The sequence below is a fragment of the Streptomyces sp. ATCC 21386 genome (assembly GCF_018728545.1).
Taxonomy (GTDB): domain Bacteria; phylum Actinomycetota; class Actinomycetes; order Streptomycetales; family Streptomycetaceae; genus Streptomyces.
In genome coordinates, this window is record NZ_JAAVVL010000001.1 from 3,204,223 (window position 1) to 3,229,290 (window position 25,068).

Genomic DNA, 25,068 nt, shown 5'->3' on the forward strand with positions numbered 1-25,068 from the left:
AGATGCTGCTGCCTGACATCACGGGGCGCGATGCGAGCGGCCTGCTCGTCGCCCTCGCCTCCTGCACGGCCCACCGCGACCGGGATCAGCTGACCGGGAAGGAGTTGGCGGATGCTGCCGGCTGACATCACAGGGCGGGACGCCTGCGGTCGGGTCGGCGGGTTCTGCGACCTGCTCGCCTCCTGGACCCTCGTCCGGGACCGGCTGACCGCGAAGGAGCCGGCCGATGCCCCTGCCTGACACCACCGCCGTCCAGGACATGTACGGCCCGCCCGCCGAGTTCTACGACCTCCTCGCCGCCCCCGCCTGGGCGCGGCTCGGCCCGCTGCTGCGCCGGGCACTCGACCGGGTCGACCCGGGGCACGGGCCCCTGCTCGACATCGGCGCGGGCACCGGTCTGTCCACCGAGACCGCCGCCGACGCCGTTCCCGGTGCACAGCTGCTGGCGGTGGAGCCCTCCGCCGGGATGCGTATCGCGCTGTCCACCCGGCTCGCCTGCCGTCCCGCGCTCGCCGAGCGCGTCACCGTCACTGCGGGCACGGCGAACGACGCGCGGCTGCCGCTTCGCCTGTGCGCGGCCGTCGCCCTCGGCGTCGTAGGACACCTCGCATCCGCCGAACGCGCCGCCCTGTGGCGGCTGTTGAGCGAGAGGCTGGCGCCCGGAGCACCCGTCGTCGTCGACGTCCTGTCCCGCACGGCACCCCCGACCCGGGCCCCGCTGCGGCTGGCGACCCGTCGTGTCGGCGCCCTGACCTACGAGTCGTGGAGCGAGGGTGCCGACGACGGCTGGACCCTCACCTATCGCGTGCGCGACGGGGAGACGATCGTCCGCGAGCACGCCGTACCGCTGCCCTGGTCGGGGATCGGCCTCGACGACCTCGCTGAGGAAGCCGGTGCCGCAGTGCTCGTCCTGCGCACCGTCTTCCAGCGCGACGGCCGCAGCTGGCTACGGGCCGGGGCCGGAGTCATGGGACAGTCGACACCGGAACGCGAGTGGGAGGAGACCTGCGAGAAGCTCCGCAGCGTTGCCCCGCACCTGCGCCACAGCCCCGGCACGGCACCCGCGGAGCCGCGATGAGCGATCAGCCGCCCGCAGCCCTGGTCCTGGTCCACGGCGGCTGGCTCACCGGCGCCTGCTGGGAGCCCGTCCTGGTCAACTCCGTTCCGGGGAAGGGGCGTTCAAGCGGCGCTGCGGCCGACGAGCAGGTCCGCCAGCTTGTTCAGGCGCTTGACCGTGCGGTCCTCCGTGGCGGACGGGGCCGGGTCGACGCGCTCGGCGCGGTCGTAGTACGCGCCGTTGACGATCTCGACCGCGGGGTCGCACAGCCGGACCACGTGCGCGGCGCCCTCGGCGGGCGTGACGCCCTCGTGCGAATAGAGCGACAGCAGCGTCGTGTCACACACGCCCGGGTGCACGGAGACGGCGGTGACCCGCGGGTCGGCGGCGAAGACGGTGAGCGCAAGCTGGGACTGGGCATAGGCGGCGAGCCGGGAGTAGCGGCGGGCCCGGTTCGGGTCGGACCACTGGATCGACGCCGTGCGGTGCAGGGAAGACGACACGTTGACCACACGGCCGCCGGGGTCGCTGGTCAGTGCCGGCTCCAGCAGGCAGGTCAGCAGGTAGTGGGCGAGGAAGTTGACCTGGAAGGCGATCTCGTTGCCGTCGGCGGTGACCGTGTGCCGTTCGGGCGCGGCCATGCCCGCGTTGTTGACGAGGACGTCCAGGTGCGGGTGCTCGGCGACGACCTTGTGGGCGAGGCTCTCGACCTCGTCGAGGCGCGCGAAGTCGGCGGCCTAGGTGCACAGCTGGTTCGCGTCGATGCCGGCCGTGGCGATGAGGCTGTCTGCGGCGGCGCGGGCGTCCTCGGCGGTACGGCCGTGCAGCAGCACGGTGACGCCGCGCTCGGCGAGCTGCCGGGCGACCTCGTGGCCGATGCCGGCCGTGGCGCCGGTGACCAGGACAGTGCGGGAGGAAAGGGCGGTGTCGGACATGATCCAATCCGGGTTGAGGGCACGCGAAGGAGGCCCCGGCGAGGGGCGGCGGGCGTGCGGGTACGAAAACGGGGCGGGGCGCCGGACGGGAGTCACGGCGCCCCGGGGGGATGCGGAACGCGTCAGTGGGACACGGACGCGGCCATTTCCGCACAGCGCGGCGCACGACGGGACGGCCGAGCGAAGCGAGATGGGGGCCCCGGCCGAAGGCTGGGGGAGGGACTCGGCGGTCGGTCGAAGAGAAGCCAGGTGCTGTTCACGTCATCCATGGAAGCCGTACCGCAGAGCGGGGGCAAGCCCGGCTCCCGTTCTCTGACGCGCTTCTGACGTGCGCATATGTGCCCTTGACGGCCAGGGTGCCAGAACAGGAGGCGGGGCTCAGCCAAGGCCGGGCACCCCGGAGATCAGCAGGTCGATCAGCTTGATGCCGACGAAGGGCAGGACGAGGCCGCCGAGGCCGTACAGGAGCAGGTTGCGGCGCAGCAGGTCGTGTGCCGACGCGGGCGTGTATCGGACGCCGCGCAGGGCGAGCGGTATCAGCGCCACGATGATGAGGGCGTTGAAAATGATTGCCGAGGTGATCGCGGAGGTCGGGCTGTGCAGGCCCATGATGTTGAGCGACTGCAGGCCGGGATAGGCGCTCGCGAACATCGCCGGGATGATCGCGAAGTACTTGGCGACGTCGTTCGTGATCGAGAACGTCGTCAACGCGCCCCGGGTGATGAGGAGTTGCTTGCCGATCTCGACGATCTCGATGAGCTTGGTCGGGTTGGAGTCGAGATCGACCATGTTGCCGGCCTCCTTGGCCGCCGATGTGCCCGTGTTCATGGCGACACCGACGTCGGCCTGGGCGAGGGCAGGCGCGTCGTTGGTGCCGTCGCCAGTCATCGCGACCAGCTTGCCGCCGGCCTGTTCCTGCTTGATCAGGGCGAGTTTGTCCTCGGGTGTTGCCTCGGCCAGGTAGTCGTCCACGCCCGCCTCCTGGGCGATGGCGCGGGCGGTGAGCGGGTTGTCGCCGGTGATCATCACCGTGCGGATGCCCATGCGGCGCAGTTCGGCGAAGCGTTCGCGGATGCCGTCCTTGACGACGTCCTTGAGGTGGATCAGGCCCAGCACGCGCGGGCCGTTCCAGTCGTGCACGGCCACCAGTAGCGGGGTGCCGCCCGAGGCCGCGACCGAGTCGGCGAAGTTCCGTGCCTCGAGCGGGACCTGGCCGCCGTACATCTGGACCCACTCGATGACCTGCTGGGCGGCGCCCTTGCGGATGGCGCACACCGCGCCGTTGCCCCAGCGCAGGTCGACGCCGCTCATCCGGGTCTGCGCGCTGAAGGCCACCCAGCGGGCGTTCGCCAGCTCGCCCTCGGCGGGCTCGCGCAGGCCGTGGCGGTTCTTGGCCAGGACGACGACGGAGCGGCCTTCGGGTGTCTCGTCGGCCAGCGAGGACAGCTGTGCCGCGTCCGCGAGTTGCCGCTCGCCGATGCCGGGCAGCGGCACGAAGGCGGCGGCCTCGCGGTTGCCGAGAGTGATCGTGCCGGTCTTGTCGAGCAGCAGGGTGTTGACGTCGCCGGCTGCCTCAACCGCCCGCCCGGACATGGCCAGGACGTTGCGCTGGACGAGGCGGTCCATTCCGGCGATGCCGATCGCGGAGAGCAGGGCGCCGATCGTGGTCGGGATGAGCGTGACCAGGAGGGCCACCAGCACGGTCGTCGACTGGACGGCGCCCGCGTATGTGGCCATCGGCTGCAGGGTGACCACGACCAGGATGAAGATGATCGTGAGCGACGCGAGCAGGATGTTGAGGGCGATCTCGTTCGGGGTTTCTGCCGGTTCGCGCCCTCGACCAGGGCGATCATGCGGTCCAGGAAGCTGTGGCCGGGGCGGGCCCTGACCCGCACGACGATCCGGTCGGACAGGACCGTCGTGCCGCCCGTGACCCCGCTGCGGTCGCCACCGGCTTCGCGGATGACCGGTGCCGACTCGCCGGTGACGGCTGACTCGTCGACCGCGGCCACGCCGTCGATGACGTCGCCGTCCGCAGGGATCATCTCGCCCGCCTCGATCAGGACGACGTCCAGCGGCTTGAGGTCGGTGGCGGCGACGGCCTCCGAGCGGGCGGTGCGCAGGTCCGTCCCCCAGCGCCAGTCCAGCAGGCGCAGCGCGACGGTGTCCGTGCGGGCCTTGCGCAGTGACTCGGCCTGGGCCTTGCCGCGGCCCTCTGCGACGGCCTCGGCGAGGTTGGCGAAGATCACCGTCAGCCAGAGCCAGGCGCTGATGACCCAGGTGAAGACAGCCGGGTGGATCAGGGCCGACAGTGTGGTCAGGCCCGCTCCGACGGAGACGACGAACAGCACGGGGTTGCGCACCAGGACCCTGGGGTGCAGTTTGCGCAGTGCCTCAGGGAAGGACCGGACGAGCTGGGCGGGTTCGAAGAGTCCGCTCGGGGCGCGCCGTCGGGCACTCGGTCTTGCTCCGGGCTCTGCGGTGCGCTGGGGGCGGGACGGCGGGGCCTGCTCGGGAGCGGCGGGAAACATGGGGACCTTCGTGTCTCGTCGACGACATGACAGTGGCCGCCGAGGAGCCGTGCGGGACCGGGGCCCCGGCCCCGCACGGCGGGCGCACGGACGTCGGCGGTGGGACGACGACAGGACGCCGTGCGCCGGTGCGTACACCTCGACACGCACCGGGCCGCCTCGACCGGTTCCGGACGCTCGGTCGGGAACCGTGAGGCCGCTGACGCCCGTGGCGTCCTCGGCGGCCGACAGGGAATCTAGCCGCGCCGGAGGCTCGAACCAGCCTGCTCGGCAAGGAATTTGCGGCTCCCATACGGGTCGGCCGTGGGCGGCGTCAAACCTCCGTCAAGAAACCTGAGATGGCGTCAGGACGGCGTCAACGTCCACCGCATTTGGCCGATTTTCGTCGCAGACTGATCGGCACGGGGGGGCGACCGTCCGTGGCGTGACGTTGGAGGGCGCGTGACCTCCCCCAGTTCTCGGCTTCGCTCGAACCGGGAGGTGCCCGCATCGCCGGCACGACGCGCGGTCCTGAGACGGGGGCAGGGACTGCCGCACAGACACAGCACGGAGACGTCGCCCCCGTTCCGGGCCGTCCGGCGCCGCGACCACGAGGGGGGTCGCGGCCGGGCGGCTCCGGGCATCGCCTCCGCCGCGAGGCCGTGGCCGCGTGGGCCGCTCTGCGCCGCCGCTACTGGGCCACCGTGCCCGCGCGACTGCGTCTTCTGCGCGCCGCCACGGCCTCGCTTGCCCTGGCCCTGGCACTGCTGCTCCTGTTCGCCGGGCTCGCCGCATCCGGCACCTGGGACCGGATCGCCGGGCAGGACGCGCCCCGCACCACCAGCGCCACCGACCTCGACCTCGCCCTGAACGACATGGACGCGCAGGCCGCCAACATCCTGCTGTCCAACGGCAACGCGGGCGAACGGCGGCTCACGACGCCGTACGGGAAGGCGGTTGGCGTCTACGCCGACGCCCGCCGCTCCATCGGCCACGCTGCGCACCCTGGCCGTTGCCGCCGAGGGTGACCGCGCGGCCGTGAAGACCGTGGAGTCACTCACCGACGACTTCGCCGAGTACCAGGAGCTGATCGGCAGAGCCCGGGACGCCTTCGACTCCGTCGTCGCCCTCTCCCGCGCCCGCGCCATCGCCTACGACGCCAACGCCGACGAGAGCCGCTACCTCCTCGACCCGCAGCGCCGTCAACGGTATGCGCAGGCGTTCCTTGCCAAGTCCCAGCAGCTGTACGGCATGCAAGGGGTCACCCTCGCGACGTACGACGACGAACTCGCGCGGACCTGGCAGGCGTATGAGCAGGACCACGGTGACCTGCGGTCCACCGGTGAGTTCCGGCGCGAGCTCGACAACATCACCTACACCGGGGAGCGGGCCGCGACCGAGCGCACGGTCGAGGCGCACGCCGTCTACCAGCGCGACGACCGGAAGATCCGCGCGCTCGTGGCGAAGGGGCACGAGCGGGAAGCGGTCGAGTTCTGCATCAGCTGGGATCCGGGCATGTCCAACGCGCACCTCGGCGCGTACATGGACGCCCTGGGCAGGGTGATCACCATCAACCGCGACCACTTCGGGGCGTCGGTCCGCTCCGGCCGCTCGACGCTGACCGAGCTGCTGCCCTGGTGCTGCGGCCTGCTGGTGGCAGCGTGCGCGCTGACCGTCCTGGGGCCGCGGCCGCCGCTCGCCGAGTTCCGCTGACCCCGCGGGCCCCGGGGCGGGCCACCGCGCCGTCAAGGTCGCGTCAGGGTCCTCGTGCGGGGCGCCAGAGATGTGTCAAAACAGTGCCAGGCGGCCGGGAGAAGCGCTTCGGTGAGGGAAAACAAACCGGAGTGGCACGGGACAGGACCGGCCCGGGAGCCCGAGGAGCTGAGTATCGGTGAGCATCGAGAATGTCGTGGGCCTGATCGTCGCGGGTTGCCTGGTCGGGTACCTCGTGATGGCGGTGAAGTTCCCGGAGAGGTTCTGAGTCGGCTCCCATGAACGACGTACGGCCGGGACGGCTGAAGGTCTACCTCGGGGCGGCTCCCGGCGTCGGCAAGACCTACCGGATGCTCGACGAGGCGCGCCGCCGGGCGGCGCGGGGCGCCGACGTGGTGGTCGGGTTCGTGGAGTGCCACGGACGCCCGCGAACCGAGGCCATGCTCGACGGGCTGGCGGTCGTCGGTCGGCTCAACTGTGCTTACCGGGGCGGGAAGTTCGCCGAGATGGACCTGGCCGCCGTCCTCGACCGGCGTCCGCAGGTCGTGGTCGTGGACGAACTCGCCCACACCAACGTCCCCGGCGACGGCCGCAGCGCCAAGCGGTGGCAGGACGTCGAGGAACTGCTGGCGGCGGGCATCGACGTGATCACCGCCGTCAACATCCAGCATCTGGAGTCCCTCAACGACGTCGTCGAGAAGATCACCGGGGTGCCGCAGCACGAAACGGTCCCCGACGAGGTCGTACGACGCGCCCAGCAGGTCGAGCTCGTCGACATTCCGCCCGAGGGACTGCGGCGGCGGATGGCGCACGGCAACATCTACGCGCCCGAGAAGGTCGACGCCGCGCTCGCCCACTACTTCCGGCCCGGCAATCTGACCGCGCTGCGGCAGCTGGCGCTGCTGTGGGTGGCCGACCGGGTGGATGAGGCGCTCCAGTCGTACCGCAGCGAGCACGGCATCGGCGGGGTGTGGGAGACCCGGGAGCGCGTCGTGGTCGCACTGACCGGCGGGCCGGAGGGCGACACCCTGATCCGCCGGGCCGCAAGGGTCGCCGACCGGTCGGCGGGCGGTGACCTGCTCGCCGTGCACGTCACCCGCAGCGACGGGCTGGCCGTCGGCGCCTCGCACGCCTCACTCGCCCGGCAGCGGGGGCTCGTGGAGGATCTGGGCGGCAGCTACCACTCGGTGGTCGGGGACGACGTGCCCACCGCGCTGGTGGAGTTCGCGCGCGCCGAGAACGCCACCCAGCTGGTGCTGGGCACCAGCCGCCGAGGCCGTCTGGAGCAGTTCCTGACGGGACGGGGGATCGGGGAGACGACCGTCGCGCTCTCCGGCGACATCGATGTCCACATGGTCACCCATGAGCGGGCCGGGCGGGGCAGACTGCTGCCGTCCCGGCGGCGCACCCTCTCGACCGGCCGTCGGATCGCGGGCCCGGTCACCGGGCTCGCGCTGCCGGTGCTGCTCACGCTGCTGCTGGAGCAGGCGCGCGGCACCCTCAACCTCACCAGCGAGGCGCTGCTGTACCTGCTGGCCGTGGTGGGCGTGGCCTGCATCGGTGGGGTCGCCTCCGCCGTGGTCGCCTCGATCACGGCGTCCTTGCTGCTCAACTACTGGTTCGTGCCGCCCAGGGGACACTTCACGCTCGGCGACACCAACAACTTCCTGGCGCTCGTCGTCTTCGCGATCGTCGCCGCCACCGTCGCGGCCGTCGTCGACCGCTCGCTGAGACTGTCCCGACGCTCGGCGCGGGCCACCGCCGAAGCGGAGACCATGTCGTCGCTGGCAGGAACGATCGTGCGCGGCGGCGCGACGATTCCGGCGCTGCTGGAGCGCACCCGCGAGACGTTCGGCATGGACTCGGCGGAACTGGTGGAGCAGCCGCCCGGCCCCGGCGCGTACGACGGCGTCACCGTGCCGGTCGGCTCCCGCTCCTACCTCGTGCTGCGCGGCCGTACACTCCCCTCCTCCGAGCGGCGGGTGCTGGCCGCCTTCGCCGCGCACGTCGGATCGGCCGTCGAGCGCGTCCGGCTCGCCGAGGCCGCCGCCGAGATAGAGCCGGTCAAGGCCGCCGACCGGCTGCGTACGGCGCTGCTGAGGGCCGTGGGCCACGACCTGCGCACCCCGCTCGCCGCGGGCTGGGCCGCCATCACCTCGCTGCGCAGCCGTGACGTCGAGTTCACGGACGAGGACCGCGTGGAACTCCTGGCCACCGCCGACGAGTCCATGGCCAAGCTGAACGGGATGGTGGAGAACCTCCTCGACCTCAGCCGCCTCCAGGCGGGCGCCCTCATCCTGAACCTGCGGGCCACGACCCTGGAGGAGGTCCTGCCGGCGGCGCTCGGGGACACGCCGGGCATCGAGGTCGCGGATCTGGAGGGGATCCCCGAGATCCTGGCCGACCCGCCACTGCTGGAACGGGTCATCGCCAACCTGGTCGCCAACGCGGCCCGCCACACCCCGCCGGGGACGAAGGCGCTGGTGACCGCCAGCGCTCTGGCCGGCCGCGTCGAGGTGCGGGTCGTCGACCGGGGGCCCGGCCTGTCGGCCGAGGACCGGGAGCGGATCTTCGAACCCTTCCAGCGGCTCGGAGACACGGACAACACCACCGGCCTCGGCCTCGGTCTCGCCCTCTCGCGGGGCCTGGCCGAGGCCATGGACGGAACGCTCACACCGGAGGACACTCCCGGCGGTGGACTGACCATGGTCCTCGCCCTCCCGGTCGTCGCAGGCGAGCAGATGTCACAGGTTCGTGGTACGCAGATTGCATAGGCGCCGTACGAGCGCGGGAGGCGATGAGAGATGGCCGGGTTTCCGCTGCGGGACCGGATGGCGGTGGTCGCCGCGCTGTTGGGGCCGTTCCTGGTGTCCCTCGCCCTCGTGCCGTTCCGGACCGACCTGTCGAACACCAACGCGGCCCTGATCCTGGTCGTGGTGGTCGTCGCGGTCGCTGCCGTCGGAAACCGGATCGCGGGCGCGGTCGCGGCGCTGTCGGCCGCGGCCTGGTTCGACTTCTTCCTCACCCGCCCGTACCAGCGGTTCACCATGACCGACACGGACGACATCGAGACCGCCGTGCTGCTCCTGGTCGTCGGCCTGATCGTCTCCCAACTGGCAGCGCACGCCCGGCGCCTGGAGGTGGTGACGGTGACCGACGCCGACCACCTCCGGCGCATCCACGAGACGGCCGATCTGGCCCGGACGACCAACTCGGCCGACACGGTGGTCGAGCACGTCCGGCGTCAGCTGGTCGAGCTGCTGGACCTGCGGGCCTGCCGCTTCGAGTACGGCACGCTCATGGGGCAGCCGCCGAGGCTGGAGCAGGATGGCGCGGTGGCGGTCGGCCGCCGCCGCTGGGACGTCGACGCCACCGGCTGGCCCGAGGGCGAGATCGAGCTGCGTGCGTACGGCAACGGCCACTACTTCGGGCGGTTCATGATGACCCCCGGACCGGGGAGCGTCCCCTCGCTCAAGGCCCGGCTCGTCGCGGTGACGCTCGCCGACCAGGCGGGCGCCGCCCTGGACACGGCCGGCCTGACGAACGGGCGCACCTCGGCCTGAGAGGCCGGTGCGGCCACATACGAGATCTTGACGCCCGGTGTGTCGGCAGGCCGGGACTGTGCCTCCCTGACCTGCCGTTGTTGACGGGCTGGAGCAACGCTCCGTGCACGAGGCGTTCCGGAAGAACCAGTGGCAGGTGCTGGCCGTAGGGGCAGCCGTCGGACCGCTGTCGGAGCACTCCTCGACGGACACCCTTGCCGGTCTCGGGCGTGACGCGGGCCTCCGGCGTGATGCGGGTCTCGACTGGCGTCCGCCGCAGGGCCGCATCCTGCGGGCGGGGGACCGGGTGGTGCCGGCGACGACGCGGCGCGGTCTCGACGTGCTGATGACCGGTGTACAGCCGCCCCCGGGGCGTCGGCGCGGCGAGAGCACGGGTCGTTGACGCGCCTATGCGGCGGGATGCTCGTCGGCCTCGGTCGTCATCCCGGAGACCTTGAACACCGCCCATGCGGTCTCGCGGTCGATGCGGTCCGACAGCGCGTGCAGCGCAGACAGGGGAGTGCCGTGGCGATCCCCGCCCGCCGATGCCCGGGCGTCGGTGCCGAGGCGGTGCCACAGGGCCGGATTGGCGATCAGCACCTGGATGTCGCAGTCGGCCTGCCCGCCCAGGGCGTCCCGCAGCACCAGACGCTGACAGGCGTGACCGGTGACGCGGGCGGCGACGAGACGGTCGGTACGCACCCGGCGGGTGCCCCTGAGGGTCCGCACGGCCAGCCATCCCTCGCCCGCGGTGACGCGGGGAGGCATCAGGACGAGGAACAGCAGCAGGGCGAGCCCGAGCCACAGAAGGGCACGCGCCGCGGTGAACGTACCGGCCGCCGCGTCCACCAGGACGAGCAGCCCGAGGAGGGAACCGACACAGACGAGTGCCGTGCGCAGGTCCGAAGCCCACTCGCAGTCGACGATCTCGCCCCTGCGCGGCCCGGGGTGTCCCGCGGCGCGGTCGGCCCCGGGGCCGGACGGGCCGGTACCGTGGCTCTCCCTGTCCCCATGAGTGCTGCGTCCCATGACGGGGACGATATGCGGGAGATTTCGCCCGGCCCCGTTTCTTGTCGTGCCGCTAACGGGTTGCCGACCAATCCCTGACACCTCGGCACGGGCTGCGGAAGCCGGGTGGGAATATCGGTCGGCCCCACGCAGTCCATGATCACCCGAACGGCGGGCGCGGCGCGGCGTAAGAAGTGCGTCAAGGCCGTCAGGGCCGCCGTAAGAGGGCCGTTAAGGACGCTTGAATCCGGCCGCGTGGCGGGTTTCCTGTACTGGTCCTATTCGTACTCGAACCTCATCCAGGAGCTTGCGATGGCCGATGTGGCCTTCGTCGTCGCCACGATCGCGGTGTTCGCGCTGGTGGCTCTCGTCGCCAAGGGGGTGGCGAAGCTGTGACTGCCGAGAACATCGTCGGCCTGGTCGTGGCCGTCGCCCTGCTGGGCTATCTCGTCCTCGCCCTCGTCTTCCCGGAGAGGTTCTGAGCCGCCGCCATGAGCTCCGTACTTGCTGACGTGCTCGTGGTGACCGCGCTGATCGGCGCGCTCGCCCTTGTGCACCGTCCCCTCGGCGACTACATGGCCGCCGTCTTCCAGACCAAGAAGCACCTGCGCGTCGAGAAGTGGATCTACCGGTCCGTGGGCGCCAACCCGGACGCCGAGATGCGCTGGCCCGCCTACCTGCGCGGAGTGCTGGTCTTCTCCGCGGTGAGCGTGCTCTTCCTCTACGTGCTGCAGCGGATCCAGGACAAACTCCCGCTGTCGCTCGGCTTCAAGCCGATCACCGCGGATCAGGCGTTCAACACGGCCGCCTCCTTCGTGTCCAACACGAACTGGCAGTCGTACTCGGGCGAGGTGGCGATGAGCCACGTCACCCAGACCATGGGCCTGGCCGTGCAGAACTTCGTCTCCGCAGCCGTCGGCATCGCCGTCGCGGTGGCCCTGGTGCGCGGCTTCGCCCGCTCCCGCACGGGTGAACTGGGCAACTTCTGGGCGGACCTGGTGCGCTGCGTCATCCGCATCCTGGTCCCGCTCTCGGTGGTCGCGGCCGTGGTGCTGATCGCCTGCGGTGCCATCCAGAACTTCGGCGACATCCACAGCGTCACCACCCTGACCGGTGACAAGCAGGCCATCAGCCCGGGTGCCGTCGCCTCCCAGGAGGCCATCAAGGATATTGGCACGAACGGCGGCGGCTTCTTCAACGCCAACTCCGCGCACCCCTTCGAGAACCCCAACGGCTTCACCAACTGGCTGGAGATCTTCCTGCTGCTGGTGATCCCGTTCTCGCTGCCGCGCACCTTCGGCAAGATGGTCGGCAACGTCAAGCAGGGCTACGCGATCCTCGCGGCGATGGGCATCATCTGGTTCCTCGGAGTGGTCGCCGTGACGATCACCGAGTACGCCCACCCGGGCACCGCCTCGCAGCTCGCGGGCGGCGCGATGGAAGGCAAGGAGCAGCGCTTCGGTGAGGGCAACTCCTCGCTGTTCGCGGTCTCCACGACGATGACCTCGACCGGGTCGGTCAACTCCTTCCACGACTCCTTCAGCGGGCTTTCGGGCGGTGTTCTGCTGCTCGGCATGATGTTGGGCGAGATCGCGCCCGGCGGCACCGGCTCCGGCCTCTACGGCATGCTGATCATGGCGATCATCGCGGTGTTCATCGCCGGGTTGATGGTCGGCCGTACGCCCGAGTACCTCGGCAAGAAGATCGGCACCCGCGAGATCAAACTGGCGGCCTGCTACATCCTGATCACCCCGGCGCTCGTGCTGATCGGCACGGCGCTGGCGATGGCGCTGGGCAAGGGCGAGTCGTCGATGACGAACATCGGGGCGCACGGCTTCTCCGAGGTGCTGTACGCCTACACGTCGGCGTCCAACAACAACGGCTCGGCGTTCGCCGGGTTCGCCGCGAACACCGAGTACCACAACACGATGCTCGGTCTGTGCATGCTCTTCGGCCGCTTCCTGCCGATGGTGTTCGTGCTGGCGCTGGCCGGCTCGCTCGCCGAGCAGAAGCCGGTTCCGGAGACCGCGGGCACGCTCCGCACCGAGAAGCCGCTGTTCACCGGCCTCCTGGTGGGCGCGATCCTCATCATCACCGGTCTGACGTTCTTCCCGGCCCTCGCGCTGGGCCCGCTGGCCGAGGGGCTGGCGTAATGGCGACCAACACGCAGAAAAACGACGTAAAGAAGCAGGACTCCATGTCCACTCCCACCCTTGCGCCTCACCAGGACGCGCCCACCGGGCACAAGTCCGACGGACGGGTCGGCGGAGGGCTGTTCGACCCCAAGCAGCTCGTCAAGTCGCTGCCGGACGCCTTCCGCAAGCTCGACCCGCGGGTGATGGTCAAGTCACCCGTGATGTTCGTGGTCCTCGTCGGCTCCGTCCTGACGACGATCTTCTCCTTCAAGGACCCGGGCGACTGGTTCGGCTGGGTGATCAGCGCCTGGCTGTGGCTGACCGTGATCTTCGCCAACCTGGCGGAGGCCGTCGCCGAGGGCCGCGGCAAGGCGCAGGCCGACACCCTGCGCAAGGCCAAGACCGACACGGTCGCCCGTCGGCTGCTCAAGGACGGCTCCGAGGAGCAGATTCCGGGCACCGAGCTGAAGATCGGCGACCTTGTGGTCTGCGAGGCCGGCGACATCATCCCCGGCGACGGTGACGTCGTCGAGGGTGTCGCGTCCGTGGACGAGTCGGCGATCACCGGTGAGTCGGCCCCGGTCATCCGGGAGTCCGGCGGCGACCGTTCGGCCGTCACGGGCGGTACGAAGGTGCTGTCCGACCGCATCGTCATCAAGATCACGACGAAGCCCGGTGAGACGTTCATCGACCGGATGATCAACCTGGTCGAGGGCGCCGCCCGGCAGAAGACGCCGAACGAGATCGCGCTGAACATCCTGCTGGCGTCCTTGACCATCGTGTTCCTGCTGGCGGTGGCGACCCTGCCGCCGTTCGCGAACTACGCGGGCAGCCATCTGACGATGGTCGTGTTGGTGGCGCTGCTGGTCTGCCTCATCCCGACGACGATCGGCGCGCTGCTGTCCGCGATCGGTATCGCGGGCATGGACCGGCTGGTTCAGCGCAACGTGCTGGCGATGTCGGGCCGTGCGGTCGAGGCAGCCGGTGACGTCTCCACGCTGCTGCTCGACAAGACCGGCACCATCACCCTCGGCAACCGTCAGGCCGCCGAGTTCGTGCCGGTGCGCGGGACCACGGAGGCCGAGGTCGCGGACGCCGCCCAGCTGTCGTCGCTGGCCGACGAGACGCCCGAGGGCCGCTCCATCGTCGTCCTGGCGAAGGAGAAGTACGGGCTGCGCGAGCGCCACCAGGGCGAGCTGGCCCACGCCACATGGATCGAGTTCACCGCCCAGACCCGGATGTCGGGTGTGGACGTGGACGGCCGCAAGGTCCGCAAGGGTGCCACGGCCTCCGTCATCGCCTGGGTGCGGGAGGAAGGCGGCACCGTCGCCGACGACGCGGACACCATCGCCAACCGTATCTCCGAGGCGGGCGGCACCCCTCTGCTCGTCGCCGTCAAGGACGGCAAGGGCACCCGGATCCTCGGGGTCATCCACCTCAAGGACGTCGTCAAGGAGGGCATGCGGGAGCGGTTCGAGGAACTGCGCCGCATGGGCATCAAGACGATCATGATCACGGGTGACAACCCGCTGACCGCCAAGGCGATCGCCGAGGAGGCGGGGGTCGACGACTTCCTCGCGGAGGCCACTCCCGAGGACAAGATGGCGCTGATCAAGCGGGAGCAGGCAGGCGGAAAGCTGGTCGCGATGACCGGCGATGGCACCAACGACGCGCCCGCGCTTGCCCAGGCCGACGTCGGCGTGGCGATGAACACGGGTACGTCGGCCGCGAAGGAGGCCGGCAACATGGTCGACCTCGACTCCAACCCGACCAAGCTGATCGAGATCGTCGAGATCGGCAAGCAGCTGCTGATCACGCGCGGTGCGCTGACCACGTTCTCCATCGCCAACGACGTCGCGAAGTACTTCGCGATCATCCCGGCGCTGTTCGCGGCCGTCTACCCGGGCCTGGACAAGCTCAACATCATGGGCCTGTCCTCGCCGGACTCCGCGATCCTGTCCGCGGTCATCTTCAACGCGCTGATCATCATCGCGCTGGTGCCGCTGTCCCTGAAGGGCGTGCAGTACCGGCCGGTCAGCGCCGACAAGATGCTCCGCCGCAACCTCACCGTCTACGGCCTCGGCGGCCTGATCGCGCCGTTCATCGGCATCAAGATCATCGACCTGCTCATCTCGCTCATCCCCGGGATCGGGTGAAGGACATGAACACCTCTTTCGCAAGCTCCGCACGCATGGCGTGGGCCGCCCTGCGCATGCTGCTCGTCCTCACCGTGGTGACCGGCATCGCTTACCCGCTGCTGGTCACTGGCATCGGCCAGGCTCTGTTCAACGACAAGGCCAACGGCTCGATGGTGAAGGTCGACGGCAAGGAAGTCGGCTCGAGGCTGATCGGCCAGAGCTGGAACATCAAGGGCACCGACAAGCCCGACCCGAAGTGGTTCCAGGGCCGCCCGTCCAACAGCGGCTACGACCCGCTGACCACGGGCTCCAGCCAGCTGGGCGCCAGTGACCCGACCCTCGTCAAGAACGTGAAGGCGGCCAAGAAGCATGTCGCCGAGTTCAACGGCGTACCCGAGTCCGAGGTGCCCAAGGACGCGGTCACCGGTTCGGCCTCCGCCATCGACCCGGACATCTCCCCGGACTACGCCGACATTCAGGTCAAGCGGGTGGCCGAGAACAACGGGCTGACCGCCGCGCAGGTCCAGGAGCTGGTCGACGACCACACCACGGGCCGCACGCTCGGCTTCATGGGCGAGCCCCGCGTCAACGTCCTGGAGCTCAACATCGCGCTCAAGGAACTCGTGGCGAAGAGCTGATGGGTTTACGCGAACCGCACGGGAGCCGACGGCCCGGGACACCTCCCGGAGCCGTCGGCTCCCACCGCCATTCAGCCCCTGCGGGCTGTCCCGCCCCCGCGCATGACAGGAAAGGCGCACACCGATGACCCGGGTGCTGGTCGTTGAGGACGACCCCCAGCTCGTACGCGCGCTCGTCATCAACATGCAGGCCCGCCACTACGGCGTCGACGCGGCCCCGGACGGGGCCACGGCCCTGCGGCTGGCGGCCGCCCGTCAGCCCGACGTGGTCGTCCTCGACCTGGGCCTGCCGGACATGGACGGCGTCGACGTCATCAAGGCTCTGCGCGGCTGGACCAGGGTGCCGATCCTGGTGCTGTCGGCCCGGCGGGCGTCCGATGAGAAGGTCTCCGCGCTGGACGCGGGCGCCGACGACTACATCACCAAGCCGTTCAGCATGGACGAGCTGCTGGCTCGCCTGCGCGCCGCCGTGCGCCGTACGGAATCCGTGCCGATCGAACCCGAGATGACGCTGGTCACGACCGACGAGTTCACCATCGACCTGGCCGCGAAGAAGGTCCACCGCGGTGGGCACGACATCCGCCTCACCCCGACCGAGTGGCACCTGCTGGAGATCCTGGTGACCAACCCCGGCCGGCTCATCACGCAGAAACAGCTGCTGCAGGAGGTGTGGGGTGTGTCTCAGAGCAGCAAGACCAACTACCTGCGGGTGTACATGGCCCAGCTGCGCCGCAAACTGGAGGCCGACCCGTCCCATCCCCGCTACCTGATCACCGAGCCCGGGATGGGTTACCGCTTCGAGGCGTGAGCCCGACCCCCGGCCGGTCCACCGCCCGGACGAGACTAGAGCAGAGACGAGACAGATGGCACGCGGCAAGCTTCGGATCTACCTCGGTGCGGCACCGGGCGTCGGCAAGACGTACGCGATGCTGTCGGAGGCGCACCGGCGGGTGGAACGCGGCACCGACTGCGTGGTCGCCTTCGTCGAGCACCACCACCGGCCGCGCACCGAGGTGATGCTGCACGGCCTGGAGGAGATCCCGCGCAAGGAGCTGGAGTACCGCGGCAGCGTCTTCACGGAGATGGACGTCGACGCCGTCCTGGCCCGTCGTCCGCAGGTCGCCCTGGTCGACGAGCTGGCCCACACGAACATCCCGGGCTCGCGCAACTCCAAGCGCTGGCAGGACGTCGAGGAGCTGCTCGCGGCCGGGATCGACGTCATATCCACGGTGAACATCCAGCACCTGGAGTCGCTGGGCGACGTCGTCGAGTCCATCACAGGAATCCGGCAGAAGGAGACCGTGCCGGACGAGGTGGTGCGCCGCACCGACCAGATCGAGCTGGTCGACATGTCGCCGCAGGCACTGCGCCGCCGCATGGCGCACGGCAACATCTACAAGCCCGACAAGGTCGACGCGGCCCTGTCGAACTACTTCCGGCCGGGAAACCTCACCGCCCTGCGCGAGCTGGCCCTGCTCTGGGTGGCCGACCGCGTCGACGAGTACCTGCAGCAGTACCGCAGCGAACACCAGGTCTCCACCATCTGGGGCTCGCGCGAGCGGATCGTGGTCGGGCTGACCGGCGGCCCGGAGGGCAGGACGCTGATCCGCCGGGCCGCGCGGCTGGCGGAGAAGGGCGCCGGCGGCGAGGTGCTGGCGGTCTACATCGCCCGCAGCGACGGACTGACCTCGGCCTCACCGAAGGAACTGGCCGTCCAGCGCACTCTCGTGGAGGACCTGGGCGGAACCTTCCACCACGTCGTCGGCGACGATGTCTCCGTCGCGCTGCTGGAGTTCTCGCGCGCCGTCAACGCCACCCAGATCGTCCTCGGCGTCTCCCGTCGCAAGAGCTGGCAGTACATCTTCGGGCCCGGCGTCGGCGCCACCGTCGCCCGTGACTCCGGCCCCGACCTGGACGTCCACCTGATCACCCACGACGAGGCGGGCAAGGGCCGCGGGCTGCCGGTCGCCAGGGGCGCGCGGCTCGGCCGGTCGCGGATCATCTGGGGCTGGCTGACCGGAGTGGCAGGCCCCGTGCTCCTCACGCTGCTGCTCAGCAATGTCGTGCCCGACGTGGGCCTGGCCAACGACATGCTGCTGTTCCTGACGCTGACGGTGGCGGCGGCGCTGCTGGGCGGCCTGCTGCCCGCCCTGGCCTCCGCCGTGGTGGGGTCGCTGCTGCTCAACTGGTTCTTCACCGAGCCGGTCCACACCCTGACGATCGCCGACCCGAAGAACATCGTCGCCATCGCGGTCTTCGTCGGCGTGGCGGTGTCGGTGGCGTCGGTCGTCGACCTGGCGGCCCGCCGCACCGAGCAGGCAGCCCGCCTGCGTGCCGAGTCGGAGATCCTCTCCTACCTCGCCGGCAGCGTGCTGCGTGGCGAGACCAGTCTGGAGGAACTGCTGGAGCGGGTGCGCGAGACCTTCGGTATGCGGTCGGCGGCCTTGTTGGAGCGGGAGAACGACACGGCACCGTGGACCTGCGCGGGCAGGGTCGGTGAGAGCCCCGTGGTGGGGCGGCCCGAGGACGCCGACGTGGACGTGCCCGTGGGCGACCACATGGCACTCGCACTGTCGGGACGGGTACTACCGGCCTCCGACCGGCGCGTCCTGTCCGCGTTCGCCGCCCAGGCAGCCGTCGTCCTGGACCGCCAGCGGCTGAAGTCCGAGGCCGACCAGGCCAGGGAACTGGCCGAGGGCAACCGCATCCGCACCGCTCTGCTGGCCGCGGTCAGCCACGACCTGCGCACCCCGCTCGCCGGCATCAAGGCATCGGTGTCGTCCCTGCGCTCGGACGATGTCGAGTGGTCCGAGGAGGACCAGGCCGAACTCCTCGCCGCGATCGAGGAAGGCGCCGACCGACTCGACCACCTGGTCGGCAACCTGCTGGACATGTCCCGCCTGCAGACCGGGACCCTCACCCCGCTGATCCGCGAGATCGACCTGGACGAGGTCGTCCCGCTGGCCCTGGGCGGAATCCCGGAGCCCGACGAGACGGTCGACCTGGACATCCCCGAGACCCTGCCCATGGTGGCCACCGACAAGGGTCTGCTGGAGCGGGTCGTCGCCAACATCGTGGAGAACGCGGTCAAGTACAGCCCCGAGGGCGAGCCGGTCCTGGTGGCGGCCAGCGCCATCGCCGACCGGGTCGAACTCCGCGTCGTGGACCGCGGACCGGGCGTCCCCGACGAGGCCAAGGACCGCATCTTCGCGCCCTTCCAGCGCTACGGCGACGCCCCGCGCGGAAACGGCGTCGGCCTCGGCCTCGCGGTCGCCCGCGGCTTCGCCGAGGCCATGGGCGGCACCCTCCACGCCGAGGACACCCCCGGCGGGGGCTTGACCATGGTGCTCAGCCTGCCGGCCGCGGCAGATCGTCAGCCGGTCACCGCGGACCTTCCGGCGACCGCCACCTCGTAGAACCGCTCCGGGCTTGCTCGTCTCACAGCGGGCTGCGGCGACGGTGACGGCGTCTCACTGGTCCAGCTCCGCGAACGTCTCCACGTCCCGGGTCTTGCCCGTGACGATGATGACGTCGCCCGGGTGGACGACTGTCTCGGCGGTGGCGTGCGTGAAGTCGGCGCCAGGGCGTTTGATGCCGACGACGGTCACGCCGTACGTACTGCGCACCCGGCTCTCGCCCAGCGGCACCCCGCCGACGAACTTCGGGGCGAGGGTCTTGATGAGGGCGTAGTCGCTGTCGAAGGCGATGAAGTCCAGCATCCGGCCGGTGACCAGATGGGCCACGCGCTCGCCCATGTCGTGCTCGGGCAGCACGACATGGTGGGCGCCGATCCGCTCCAGGATCTGGCCGTGCTGCCGGGTGGTGGCCCGCGCCCAGATGTGCGGTACGGCGGCGTCGACGAGGTTGGAGGTGGTCAGGATGCTGGCCTCCAGGTCGGTGCCGATGCCGACCACCACGCGGGAGAACTCCCCGACGCCGAGCTGCGCCAGCGCGGCGGGATCGGTGCAGTCCGCGGCGGCGGCGTGGGTCAGCTCGTCGCCGACCTTCTGGACCAGGCCGGCGTCGGCGTCGATGCCGAGCACGTCCCAGCCGCGCCGCATCAGCTCGCCCGCCACCGACTGGCCGAAACGGCCGAGCCCGATGACGGCGACGCGCGAGTCGCGGCCCGGGCGACGCTCGGCGGCGGTCCGCCGATCCCGGTGAGTGCGCAGGAACTTCAGACGGTCAGCCAATGACGGGTCGCTCCTCGGGCAGGGTGTAACGGCGGTCGCGCTGCCGCAGGGCGAGCGCGCTGGCGAGAGTGATCGGGCCGACGCGTCCGATGAACATCAGAACGATGACGGTGAGTTGACCCGCCGCCGGAAGGCCCGCGGTGATGCCGGTGCTCAGGCCGACCGTGCCGAAGGCGGAGACGGCCTCGAACAGGACCGCCTCGGCCGACTCCTCGGTGACCGCGAGCAGGACCAGCGTGCCGACAATGACGAGGCCCACTCCCAGCAGCGCCACGGTGAGGGCCTGACGCAGGGTGGCGCCGGAGATCCGGCGGCCCATGATGTCCGCGTCGGTGTGCCCGCGGATCTCGGCCAGGATCGCGGCGGCCAGCACCGCGAACGTGGTGACCTTGATACCGCCGGCGGTGCCCGCGCTGCCGCCGCCGATGAACATCAGCACGCAGATGCCCAGCAGGGTCGCCGGTTCCATGGCGCCGGTGTCGACGGTGTTGAAACCGGCGGTGCGCGCACTGGCGGCGGTGAAGAACCCGTTCAGCACCTTGTCGCCCCAGCCCATGGGACCGAGGGTCGCGCCGTTGCTCCATTCCAGGCCGCAGGTCAGGACCGTGCCCGCGGCGAGCAGGAGGGCGGAGGTGACGAGGGTGAGCCGGGTGTGCAGGGACCAACGGCGTCTGGTGCCGCCGACCTGTGGCGTGCGACTGCGCAGCAGTTCGAGCAGGACGGGGAAGCCGAGGGCGCCGAGCATGCAGGCGAGGGCGACCGGCAGCAGGATCCAGGGGTCGTCCGCGTAGGCGACGAGGTTGTCGTCAGGCAGGGCGAATCCGGCGTTGTTGAAGGCGGAGATCCCGTAGAAGATCCCATGGTGGACGGCGTCCCCGACCGACAGGCCGTGGCCGAAGCGGAGGCGGAGCGCGAGTGCGGCGGCCGTGGTGAGCTCAACGACGAGCGTGGTACCGGCGATTCCCAGCAGCACCCGGCGGATACCACCGACACCAAGCCCCCTGGTCTCCGTTTCCTCCTGCGTGGTGAGCTGCGTCCGTAGCCGCAGCCGGCCGGAGACGAGCAGGGCGAGCAGCGACGCGAGCGTCATGATGCCGAACCCGCCGATCTGGATCAGCGCCAGGACCACGCCCTCGCCGAACGGGGTCCAGTGGCTGCCGGTCCCCACGATGGACAGGCCCCCGCTGAGCGCACCCGCGGCGGTGAACAGGGCGGTCAGCACGCTCGTGCCCCGGCCTGGCGCGGTGGCGGCAGGCAGCATCAGCAGCGCCGTACCCAGCGCGACGGCGAACGCGAAGCCCAATACGACGCCGCGGGTGGGGTGGACGGCCAGCTGTGACCACCGGGCCCGAGTCGCACCCACGGCCACCAGCCACCTCCGATGTCCCGACGCCACACTTCGGCAGTGGCCTGTCGCGTTGCGCGGCCGCGGAAAGGGGCCGTCCTGGCCCAGCATCCCCGTCCGAACCGGCGTACGGAACGCGGCACGGCGTTAAGGAGGCGTCGAAATCCGCCGATGGGCGGGCCACCGTCCTCGGATCACTGCGCGGCGTCGTGGGCTCCGGCGGAGCGCGTACGGCGGTGCAGGAGCCGACCGTGCGCCGCTTCGGAGTGGGTGACGACATAGACGTCGATGTCGTCACCGGAGCCCTCGATGATGGTCTCGCCCACGCCCCGGGAGAACAGCTCCTTCAGGCGGCTGCGCCGGGTGGCGCCGATGACGATCTGGGTGGCGTTGACCTCGCGGGCGAAGTCCAGAACGCCCTGGGCGGTGTCGTCCCCGGTCACGGTGTGGAAGCTGCCGCCGAGCTCCTCCACCAGCGCACGCTGACTCTCCAGGAGCTCGGGGGACGCGGTGGCGAGCCCGTCGCAGCGCTCGACGTGGACGGCGAGGAATTCCCCGCCCGCCCCGCGCGACGCGGTCCGCTTGGCACGTCGGACGAGGGTGTCACCCTCGAGCCCGCCGGACAACGCGACCAGCACCCTCTCCCGAGTACCCCACGGCTGCTGGATGCCATGGCCCTGGCGGTAGCGCAGCAACGCTTCCTCGACCCGGTCGGCGGCCCACAGCATGGCCAGCTCCCGTAGGGCCGTGAGGTTGCCGAGGCGGAAGTAGTTCGACAGCGCCGGGTCGATCTTGTCGGGCGGGTAGATGTTGCCGTGCACCATCCGACGGCGCAGCGCCTCGCCGGACATGTCCACCAGCTCGATCTGGTCGGCCTGCCGGACCACGTCGTCGGGCACGGTCTCGCGCTGCCGGATCCCGGTGATCTGCTCGACCACGTCGTTGAGGGACTCCAGGTGCTGGATGTTGACGGTGGAGACGACGTCGATGCCCGCATCCAGCAACTCCGCGATGTCCTGCCAGCGCTTTTCATTGCGGCAGCCAGGAACGTTGGTGTGGGCGAGCTCGTCGACCAGGGCCACGTGAGGGCGGCGGGCGAGGACGGCGTCGAGATCCATCTCGGTGAAGGAGGTGTCCCGGTAGGGCACGGTCTTGCGGGGCACGGTCTCCAGCCCTTCGGCCATCTGCCGGGTCAGCGGCCTGCCGTAGTCCTCCATGAACCCGATGACCACGTCGGTGCCCCGCTTCGCGCGGCGCTGCCCTTCGCCGAGCATGTCGTAGGTCTTGCCCACCCCGGGAGCCGCTCCGAGGTAGACCCGCAGCTTGCCCGCGGATCGACGTGGGCATGACCGGAAAGACCCTGACGCTGGTCACGAGGCCGGGCATCGTGGTCGATGCCGGCGGTCTGCAGCTGGTGCACAGCAGGGTCAAGTTCCGTCAGGATCCGACGAATCCCCGAACGCCGGTCACTCTGCGCGTGGAGCTGGTCGGTCAGAAGGCCCACGGCCGCGTGGTGGTACGGCCCCCGCGGCGGACCTTCGGGCAGTGGCTGCTGCGCAGGCCCCGATCGCCTTCTGCAGATGATTGACTCCAGCGTTTTGAACTGCCTGCGGGCGGTCGCTGAGGTTTCCTCAGGCTGAGTGATGCTTGGGTGTTGAGGGGGCGGGGCTTGCGGCAGAGCGCGGCGAAGTCCCAGGGCACCCCCGGTCAGTGGCTGCGCGGGGCGTACATGATGACGGCCATCCCGGCGAGGCAGACCAGTGCGCCGATGACGTCGAAGCGGTCGGGCCGGTAGCCGTCGGCGACCATGCCCCAGGCGATCGACCCGGCGACGAAGATGCCGCCGTACGCGGCGAGGATGCGGCCGAAGTTCTCGTCGCTCTGGAATGTGGCGACCACGCCGTACAGGCCGAGGGCGATGACACCGGCCCCGATCCAGATCCACCCCCTGTGCTCGCGGATGCCCTGCCAGACCAGCCAGGCCCCGCCGATCTCGAACAGGGCGGCGACGACGAACAGGGCAACGGAACGAGCGACAGTCATAACCGTGAAGGCTAGCCGCGGGCCTGACCAGCGATCTGCAGCGGGTCGGCCGTCTCCCTGCAGCCGCAGCCGTCCTCGGCCGCCGAGGAGGCGCGGCATGCCCTGCAGTTGCTCGACGTCGTGGGGATCGGTCCGGACACGGCGGTCGCTCTGCTGATCACGGTGGGGGACAACCCGGAGCGGCTGGACAGTGAGGCGTCGTTCGCCGCGCTGCGCGGAGTCAGCCCGGTCGAGCGTTCCTCGGGACGGCGAAACTACCGTCGGCTCAACCGCGGTGGCGACCGGCAGGCCAACGCCGCCGTCCACCGGATCGTCTTCACTCGTCTGCGGGTCGACCCGCGCACCCAGGACTACTACGAGCGCCGGATCAAGGAGGGCAAGACCCGGCGCGAAATCATCCGTTGCCGCAAACGTTACGCTGCCCGGGAGGTCTTCCACCTGGTAGAACAGCTGCAGCCAGCACCCCGCTCATAGGGGCTGTCGTGACAGATGAGAGGCTCAGACGGGTGAGCGAGACACCACCGAACACCCTGCAATACCGCTTTGACGGGCCAGAAGACGCTCCCGTCCTGATCCTGGGTCCCTCACTGGGTACCACATGGCACATGTGGGACCGTCAGATCCCGGAACTGACCAAGCAGTGGCGGATCTTCCGCTTCGACCTGCCGGGTCACGGCGGCGCACCGGCGTACCCCGGCGGCTCGGTCACCGAACTGGCCGCCCGTCTGCTGGCCACGCTGGACGCGGTCGGCGTCCAGCGGTTCGGCTACGCGGGCTGCGCGTTCGGCGGCGCCATCGGCACCGAACTGGCGCTGCGCCACCCCGAGCGCCTCGCCTCGCTCGCGCTGATCGCCTCCTCGCCGCGCTTCGGCACGGCCGACGAGTTTCGCCAGCGCGGGGTGATCGTGCGGACCAACGGCCTCGACCCCATCGCGCGGACGTCCCCCGATCGCTGGTTCACCGCAGGGTTCGCGGCGGCGCAGCCCGCCATCACCGAGTGGGCCGTACAGATGGTCCGTACCACCGACCCCGGCTGCTACATCGCCGCCTGCGAGGCGCTCGCCTCGTTCGACGTGCGTGCCGAACTCGGCCGGATCGGCGTCCCCACCCTCGTCCTCGTCGGCTCCGACGACCAGGTCACCGGCCCCGCCGAGGCCCGAACGCTGGTCGCGGGCATCCCGGACGCCCGGCTCGCGGTCGTCCCCGGCGCCTCCCACCTCGTCCCGGTCGAGCAGCCCGCCGCCGTCACCGATCTGCTCGTCCGCCACTTCTCCACCGCCTGGCAGCCCGCCTACGACTCGACCACCGGCCAGGTCGCCATCCCGGCAGCCCCGGTCAAGCCCGCCCTCGGGGCCGTCATGCCGCAGACCGGCCCGGTCGCCGAGATCGCGCCGCCCGTCCTCCAGCCGGAGGCGACGGGCAGACCGGACCCGTACGACGCCGGGCTGAAGGTCCGCCGCGAGGTGCTCGGTGACGCGCACGTGGATCGGGCGCTGGCGTCGGCGGACGACTTCTCCGGCGACTTCCAGGAGTTCATCACCCGCTACGCCTGGGGCGAGATCTGGGACCGGCCCGGCCTCGACCGCCGTTCCCGCAGCTGTGTCACCCTGACCGCGCTCGTCGCCGGCGGGCACCTGGACGAGCTCGCCTTCCACACCCGCGCCGCCCTGCGCAACGGCCTCACCCCGAACGAGATCAAGGAAGTCCTCCTCCAGGCGGCCGTCTACTGCGGGGTACCGGCCGCGAACAGCGCGTTCCGCGTGGCCCAGCAGGTCATCCGCGAGGAGACCACCCCCGAGGAGTGAGCCGCC

Annotated in this window: 22 protein-coding genes and 5 pseudogenes; 20 read left to right on the forward strand and 7 right to left on the reverse strand. The window is 70.6% G+C overall.

Features of this window, described 5'->3' with window-relative positions:
• Positions 1-2: 2 nt before the first annotated feature.
• From GWK25_RS44275 to GWK25_RS43475, 4 genes and pseudogenes are all read left to right on the forward strand, one after another.
• Positions 3-125: a hypothetical protein gene (locus GWK25_RS44275; protein WP_286014523.1), complete on the forward strand. Its 123-nt coding sequence runs from the start codon at positions 3-5 to the stop codon at positions 123-125.
• Positions 112-240, forward strand: a complete 129-nt coding sequence (locus GWK25_RS44280) for a hypothetical protein (RefSeq protein ID WP_286014524.1) — start codon at positions 112-114, stop codon at positions 238-240. The genes GWK25_RS44275 and GWK25_RS44280 overlap by 14 nt, the downstream gene beginning before the upstream one ends.
• Before the next feature lie 19 nt (positions 241-259).
• A pseudogene (locus GWK25_RS44750) lies at positions 260-655 on the forward strand (methyltransferase domain-containing protein); the annotation flags it as partial.
• A gap of 243 nt (positions 656-898) precedes the next feature.
• Positions 899-1,078: pseudogene (locus tag GWK25_RS43475) on the forward strand (chorismate-binding protein); the annotation flags it as partial.
• Positions 1,079-1,179: 101 nt separating this feature from the next.
• Here GWK25_RS43475 and GWK25_RS13990 read toward each other — a convergent pair.
• A pseudogene (locus GWK25_RS13990) lies at positions 1,180-1,992 on the reverse strand (SDR family NAD(P)-dependent oxidoreductase).
• A 378-nt stretch (positions 1,993-2,370) separates the two neighbouring features.
• Positions 2,371-4,523, reverse strand: a pseudogene (gene kdpB, locus GWK25_RS13995) (potassium-transporting ATPase subunit KdpB).
• 641 nt (positions 4,524-5,164) lie between these two features.
• Here kdpB (GWK25_RS13995) and GWK25_RS14000 point away from each other — a divergent pair.
• The 6 genes from GWK25_RS14000 to GWK25_RS14025 all read left to right on the forward strand — a co-directional run bounded on the left by GWK25_RS14000 (position 5,165) and on the right by GWK25_RS14025 (position 10,160).
• Positions 5,165-5,530, forward strand: a complete 366-nt coding sequence (locus GWK25_RS14000) for a hypothetical protein (protein ID WP_215450449.1) — start codon at positions 5,165-5,167, stop codon at positions 5,528-5,530.
• Positions 5,531-5,540: 10 nt separating this feature from the next.
• The gene (locus GWK25_RS14005) at positions 5,541-6,215 is read left to right on the forward strand and encodes a hypothetical protein (protein WP_215450451.1); all 675 of its coding nucleotides are present in this window, start codon (positions 5,541-5,543) and stop codon (positions 6,213-6,215) included.
• A 178-nt stretch (positions 6,216-6,393) separates the two neighbouring features.
• Positions 6,394-6,483: a potassium-transporting ATPase subunit F gene (locus GWK25_RS43480; RefSeq protein ID WP_215450453.1), complete on the forward strand. Its 90-nt coding sequence runs from the start codon at positions 6,394-6,396 to the stop codon at positions 6,481-6,483.
• 10 nt (positions 6,484-6,493) lie between these two features.
• A complete protein-coding gene (locus tag GWK25_RS14015; protein ID WP_215450455.1) occupies positions 6,494-8,989 on the forward strand; it encodes an ATP-binding protein in 2,496 nt (831 codons plus the stop codon).
• A gap of 30 nt (positions 8,990-9,019) precedes the next feature.
• Positions 9,020-9,778: a DUF4118 domain-containing protein gene (locus GWK25_RS14020; RefSeq protein ID WP_215450456.1), complete on the forward strand. Its 759-nt coding sequence runs from the start codon at positions 9,020-9,022 to the stop codon at positions 9,776-9,778.
• A gap of 103 nt (positions 9,779-9,881) precedes the next feature.
• On the forward strand, positions 9,882-10,160 hold the full coding sequence (locus GWK25_RS14025; protein WP_215450458.1) for a hypothetical protein: 279 nt from the start codon (positions 9,882-9,884) through the stop codon (positions 10,158-10,160).
• Positions 10,161-10,165: 5 nt separating this feature from the next.
• Here the strand turns inward: GWK25_RS14025 and GWK25_RS14030 are convergent, their stop codons facing one another.
• Positions 10,166-10,786: a hypothetical protein gene (locus tag GWK25_RS14030; protein ID WP_251828858.1), complete on the reverse strand. Its 621-nt coding sequence runs from the start codon at positions 10,784-10,786 to the stop codon at positions 10,166-10,168.
• A 234-nt stretch (positions 10,787-11,020) separates the two neighbouring features.
• Here GWK25_RS14030 and GWK25_RS14035 point away from each other — a divergent pair, with 234 nt between their 5' ends.
• The 7 genes from GWK25_RS14035 to GWK25_RS14065 all read left to right on the forward strand — a co-directional run bounded on the left by GWK25_RS14035 (position 11,021) and on the right by GWK25_RS14065 (position 19,092).
• Positions 11,021-11,161 carry a hypothetical protein gene (locus GWK25_RS14035; protein WP_215457972.1) on the forward strand — a complete coding sequence of 47 codons (141 nt, stop codon included), beginning with the start codon at positions 11,021-11,023 and terminating at the stop codon, positions 11,159-11,161.
• A complete protein-coding gene (kdpF, locus tag GWK25_RS14040) occupies positions 11,158-11,247 on the forward strand; it encodes a K(+)-transporting ATPase subunit F (protein WP_033264828.1) in 90 nt (29 codons plus the stop codon). Before GWK25_RS14035 ends, kdpF begins: the two co-directional genes overlap by 4 nt.
• A gap of 9 nt (positions 11,248-11,256) precedes the next feature.
• Positions 11,257-12,918 carry a potassium-transporting ATPase subunit KdpA gene (gene kdpA, locus GWK25_RS14045; protein WP_215450460.1) on the forward strand — a complete coding sequence of 554 codons (1,662 nt, stop codon included), beginning with the start codon at positions 11,257-11,259 and terminating at the stop codon, positions 12,916-12,918.
• Between the two features lie 44 nt (positions 12,919-12,962).
• Complete coding sequence (gene kdpB, locus GWK25_RS14050; protein WP_374200612.1) at positions 12,963-15,056, forward strand: potassium-transporting ATPase subunit KdpB; 2,094 nt, start codon at positions 12,963-12,965, stop codon at positions 15,054-15,056.
• A gap of 5 nt (positions 15,057-15,061) precedes the next feature.
• The gene (gene kdpC, locus GWK25_RS14055; RefSeq protein ID WP_215450464.1) at positions 15,062-15,676 is read left to right on the forward strand and encodes a potassium-transporting ATPase subunit KdpC; all 615 of its coding nucleotides are present in this window, start codon (positions 15,062-15,064) and stop codon (positions 15,674-15,676) included.
• A 124-nt stretch (positions 15,677-15,800) separates the two neighbouring features.
• Positions 15,801-16,484, forward strand: coding sequence for a response regulator (locus GWK25_RS14060; protein ID WP_215450466.1), 684 nt, complete (start codon positions 15,801-15,803; stop codon positions 16,482-16,484).
• Positions 16,485-16,539: 55 nt separating this feature from the next.
• Positions 16,540-19,092: a sensor histidine kinase KdpD gene (locus tag GWK25_RS14065; protein WP_215450468.1), complete on the forward strand. Its 2,553-nt coding sequence runs from the start codon at positions 16,540-16,542 to the stop codon at positions 19,090-19,092.
• A gap of 54 nt (positions 19,093-19,146) precedes the next feature.
• On the opposite strand, the gene GWK25_RS14070 is transcribed toward GWK25_RS14065, so the two are convergent.
• The 3 genes from GWK25_RS14070 to GWK25_RS14080 form a co-directional block, all read right to left on the reverse strand.
• The gene (locus GWK25_RS14070; RefSeq protein ID WP_215450470.1) at positions 19,147-19,869 is read right to left on the reverse strand and encodes a TrkA family potassium uptake protein; all 723 of its coding nucleotides are present in this window, start codon (positions 19,867-19,869) and stop codon (positions 19,147-19,149) included.
• On the reverse strand, positions 19,862-21,232 hold the full coding sequence (locus GWK25_RS14075) for a potassium transporter TrkG (RefSeq protein ID WP_308404236.1): 1,371 nt from the start codon (positions 21,230-21,232) through the stop codon (positions 19,862-19,864). Before GWK25_RS14075 ends, GWK25_RS14070 begins: the two co-directional genes overlap by 8 nt.
• A 176-nt stretch (positions 21,233-21,408) precedes the next feature.
• Positions 21,409-22,506, reverse strand: a complete 1,098-nt coding sequence (locus GWK25_RS14080; RefSeq protein WP_308404237.1) for a universal stress protein — start codon at positions 22,504-22,506, stop codon at positions 21,409-21,411.
• A 53-nt stretch (positions 22,507-22,559) separates the two neighbouring features.
• Here GWK25_RS14080 and GWK25_RS14085 point away from each other — a divergent pair, with 53 nt between their 5' ends.
• A complete protein-coding gene (locus tag GWK25_RS14085) occupies positions 22,560-22,802 on the forward strand; it encodes a hypothetical protein (RefSeq protein ID WP_215450474.1) in 243 nt (80 codons plus the stop codon).
• 119 nt (positions 22,803-22,921) lie between these two features.
• Here GWK25_RS14085 and GWK25_RS14090 read toward each other — a convergent pair whose 3' ends face one another.
• Positions 22,922-23,257 carry a YnfA family protein gene (locus GWK25_RS14090; RefSeq protein WP_215450476.1) on the reverse strand — a complete coding sequence of 112 codons (336 nt, stop codon included), beginning with the start codon at positions 23,255-23,257 and terminating at the stop codon, positions 22,922-22,924.
• Positions 23,258-23,383: 126 nt separating this feature from the next.
• On the opposite strand from GWK25_RS14090, the pseudogene GWK25_RS14095 reads away from it, so the two are divergent.
• Both GWK25_RS14095 and pcaC read left to right on the forward strand, forming a co-directional pair.
• Positions 23,384-23,731: pseudogene (locus GWK25_RS14095) on the forward strand (transposase); the annotation flags it as partial.
• Between the two features lie 32 nt (positions 23,732-23,763).
• A complete protein-coding gene (gene pcaC, locus GWK25_RS14100) occupies positions 23,764-25,062 on the forward strand; it encodes a 4-carboxymuconolactone decarboxylase (RefSeq protein ID WP_215450478.1) in 1,299 nt (432 codons plus the stop codon).
• Positions 25,063-25,068: the final 6 nt, after the last annotated feature.

Coding starts and splice junctions, on each gene's coding strand:
- GWK25_RS44275 (WP_286014523.1), top strand. CDS start 3: ATGCTGCTGCCTGACATCACGGGGCGCGATGCGAGCGGCCTGCTCGTC.
- GWK25_RS44280 (WP_286014524.1), top strand. CDS start 112: ATGCTGCCGGCTGACATCACAGGGCGGGACGCCTGCGGTCGGGTCGGC.
- GWK25_RS14015 (WP_215450455.1), top strand. CDS start 6,494: ATGAACGACGTACGGCCGGGACGGCTGAAGGTCTACCTCGGGGCGGCT.
- GWK25_RS14020 (WP_215450456.1), top strand. CDS start 9,020: ATGGCCGGGTTTCCGCTGCGGGACCGGATGGCGGTGGTCGCCGCGCTG.
- GWK25_RS14030 (WP_251828858.1), bottom strand. CDS start 10,786: ATGGGACGCAGCACTCATGGGGACAGGGAGAGCCACGGTACCGGCCCG.
- kdpA (WP_215450460.1), top strand. CDS start 11,257: ATGAGCTCCGTACTTGCTGACGTGCTCGTGGTGACCGCGCTGATCGGC.
- kdpB (WP_374200612.1), top strand. CDS start 12,963: ATGTCCACTCCCACCCTTGCGCCTCACCAGGACGCGCCCACCGGGCAC.
- kdpC (WP_215450464.1), top strand. CDS start 15,062: ATGAACACCTCTTTCGCAAGCTCCGCACGCATGGCGTGGGCCGCCCTG.
- GWK25_RS14060 (WP_215450466.1), top strand. CDS start 15,801: ATGACCCGGGTGCTGGTCGTTGAGGACGACCCCCAGCTCGTACGCGCG.
- GWK25_RS14065 (WP_215450468.1), top strand. CDS start 16,540: ATGGCACGCGGCAAGCTTCGGATCTACCTCGGTGCGGCACCGGGCGTC.
- GWK25_RS14085 (WP_215450474.1), top strand. CDS start 22,560: ATGACCGGAAAGACCCTGACGCTGGTCACGAGGCCGGGCATCGTGGTC.
- GWK25_RS14090 (WP_215450476.1), bottom strand. CDS start 23,257: ATGACTGTCGCTCGTTCCGTTGCCCTGTTCGTCGTCGCCGCCCTGTTC.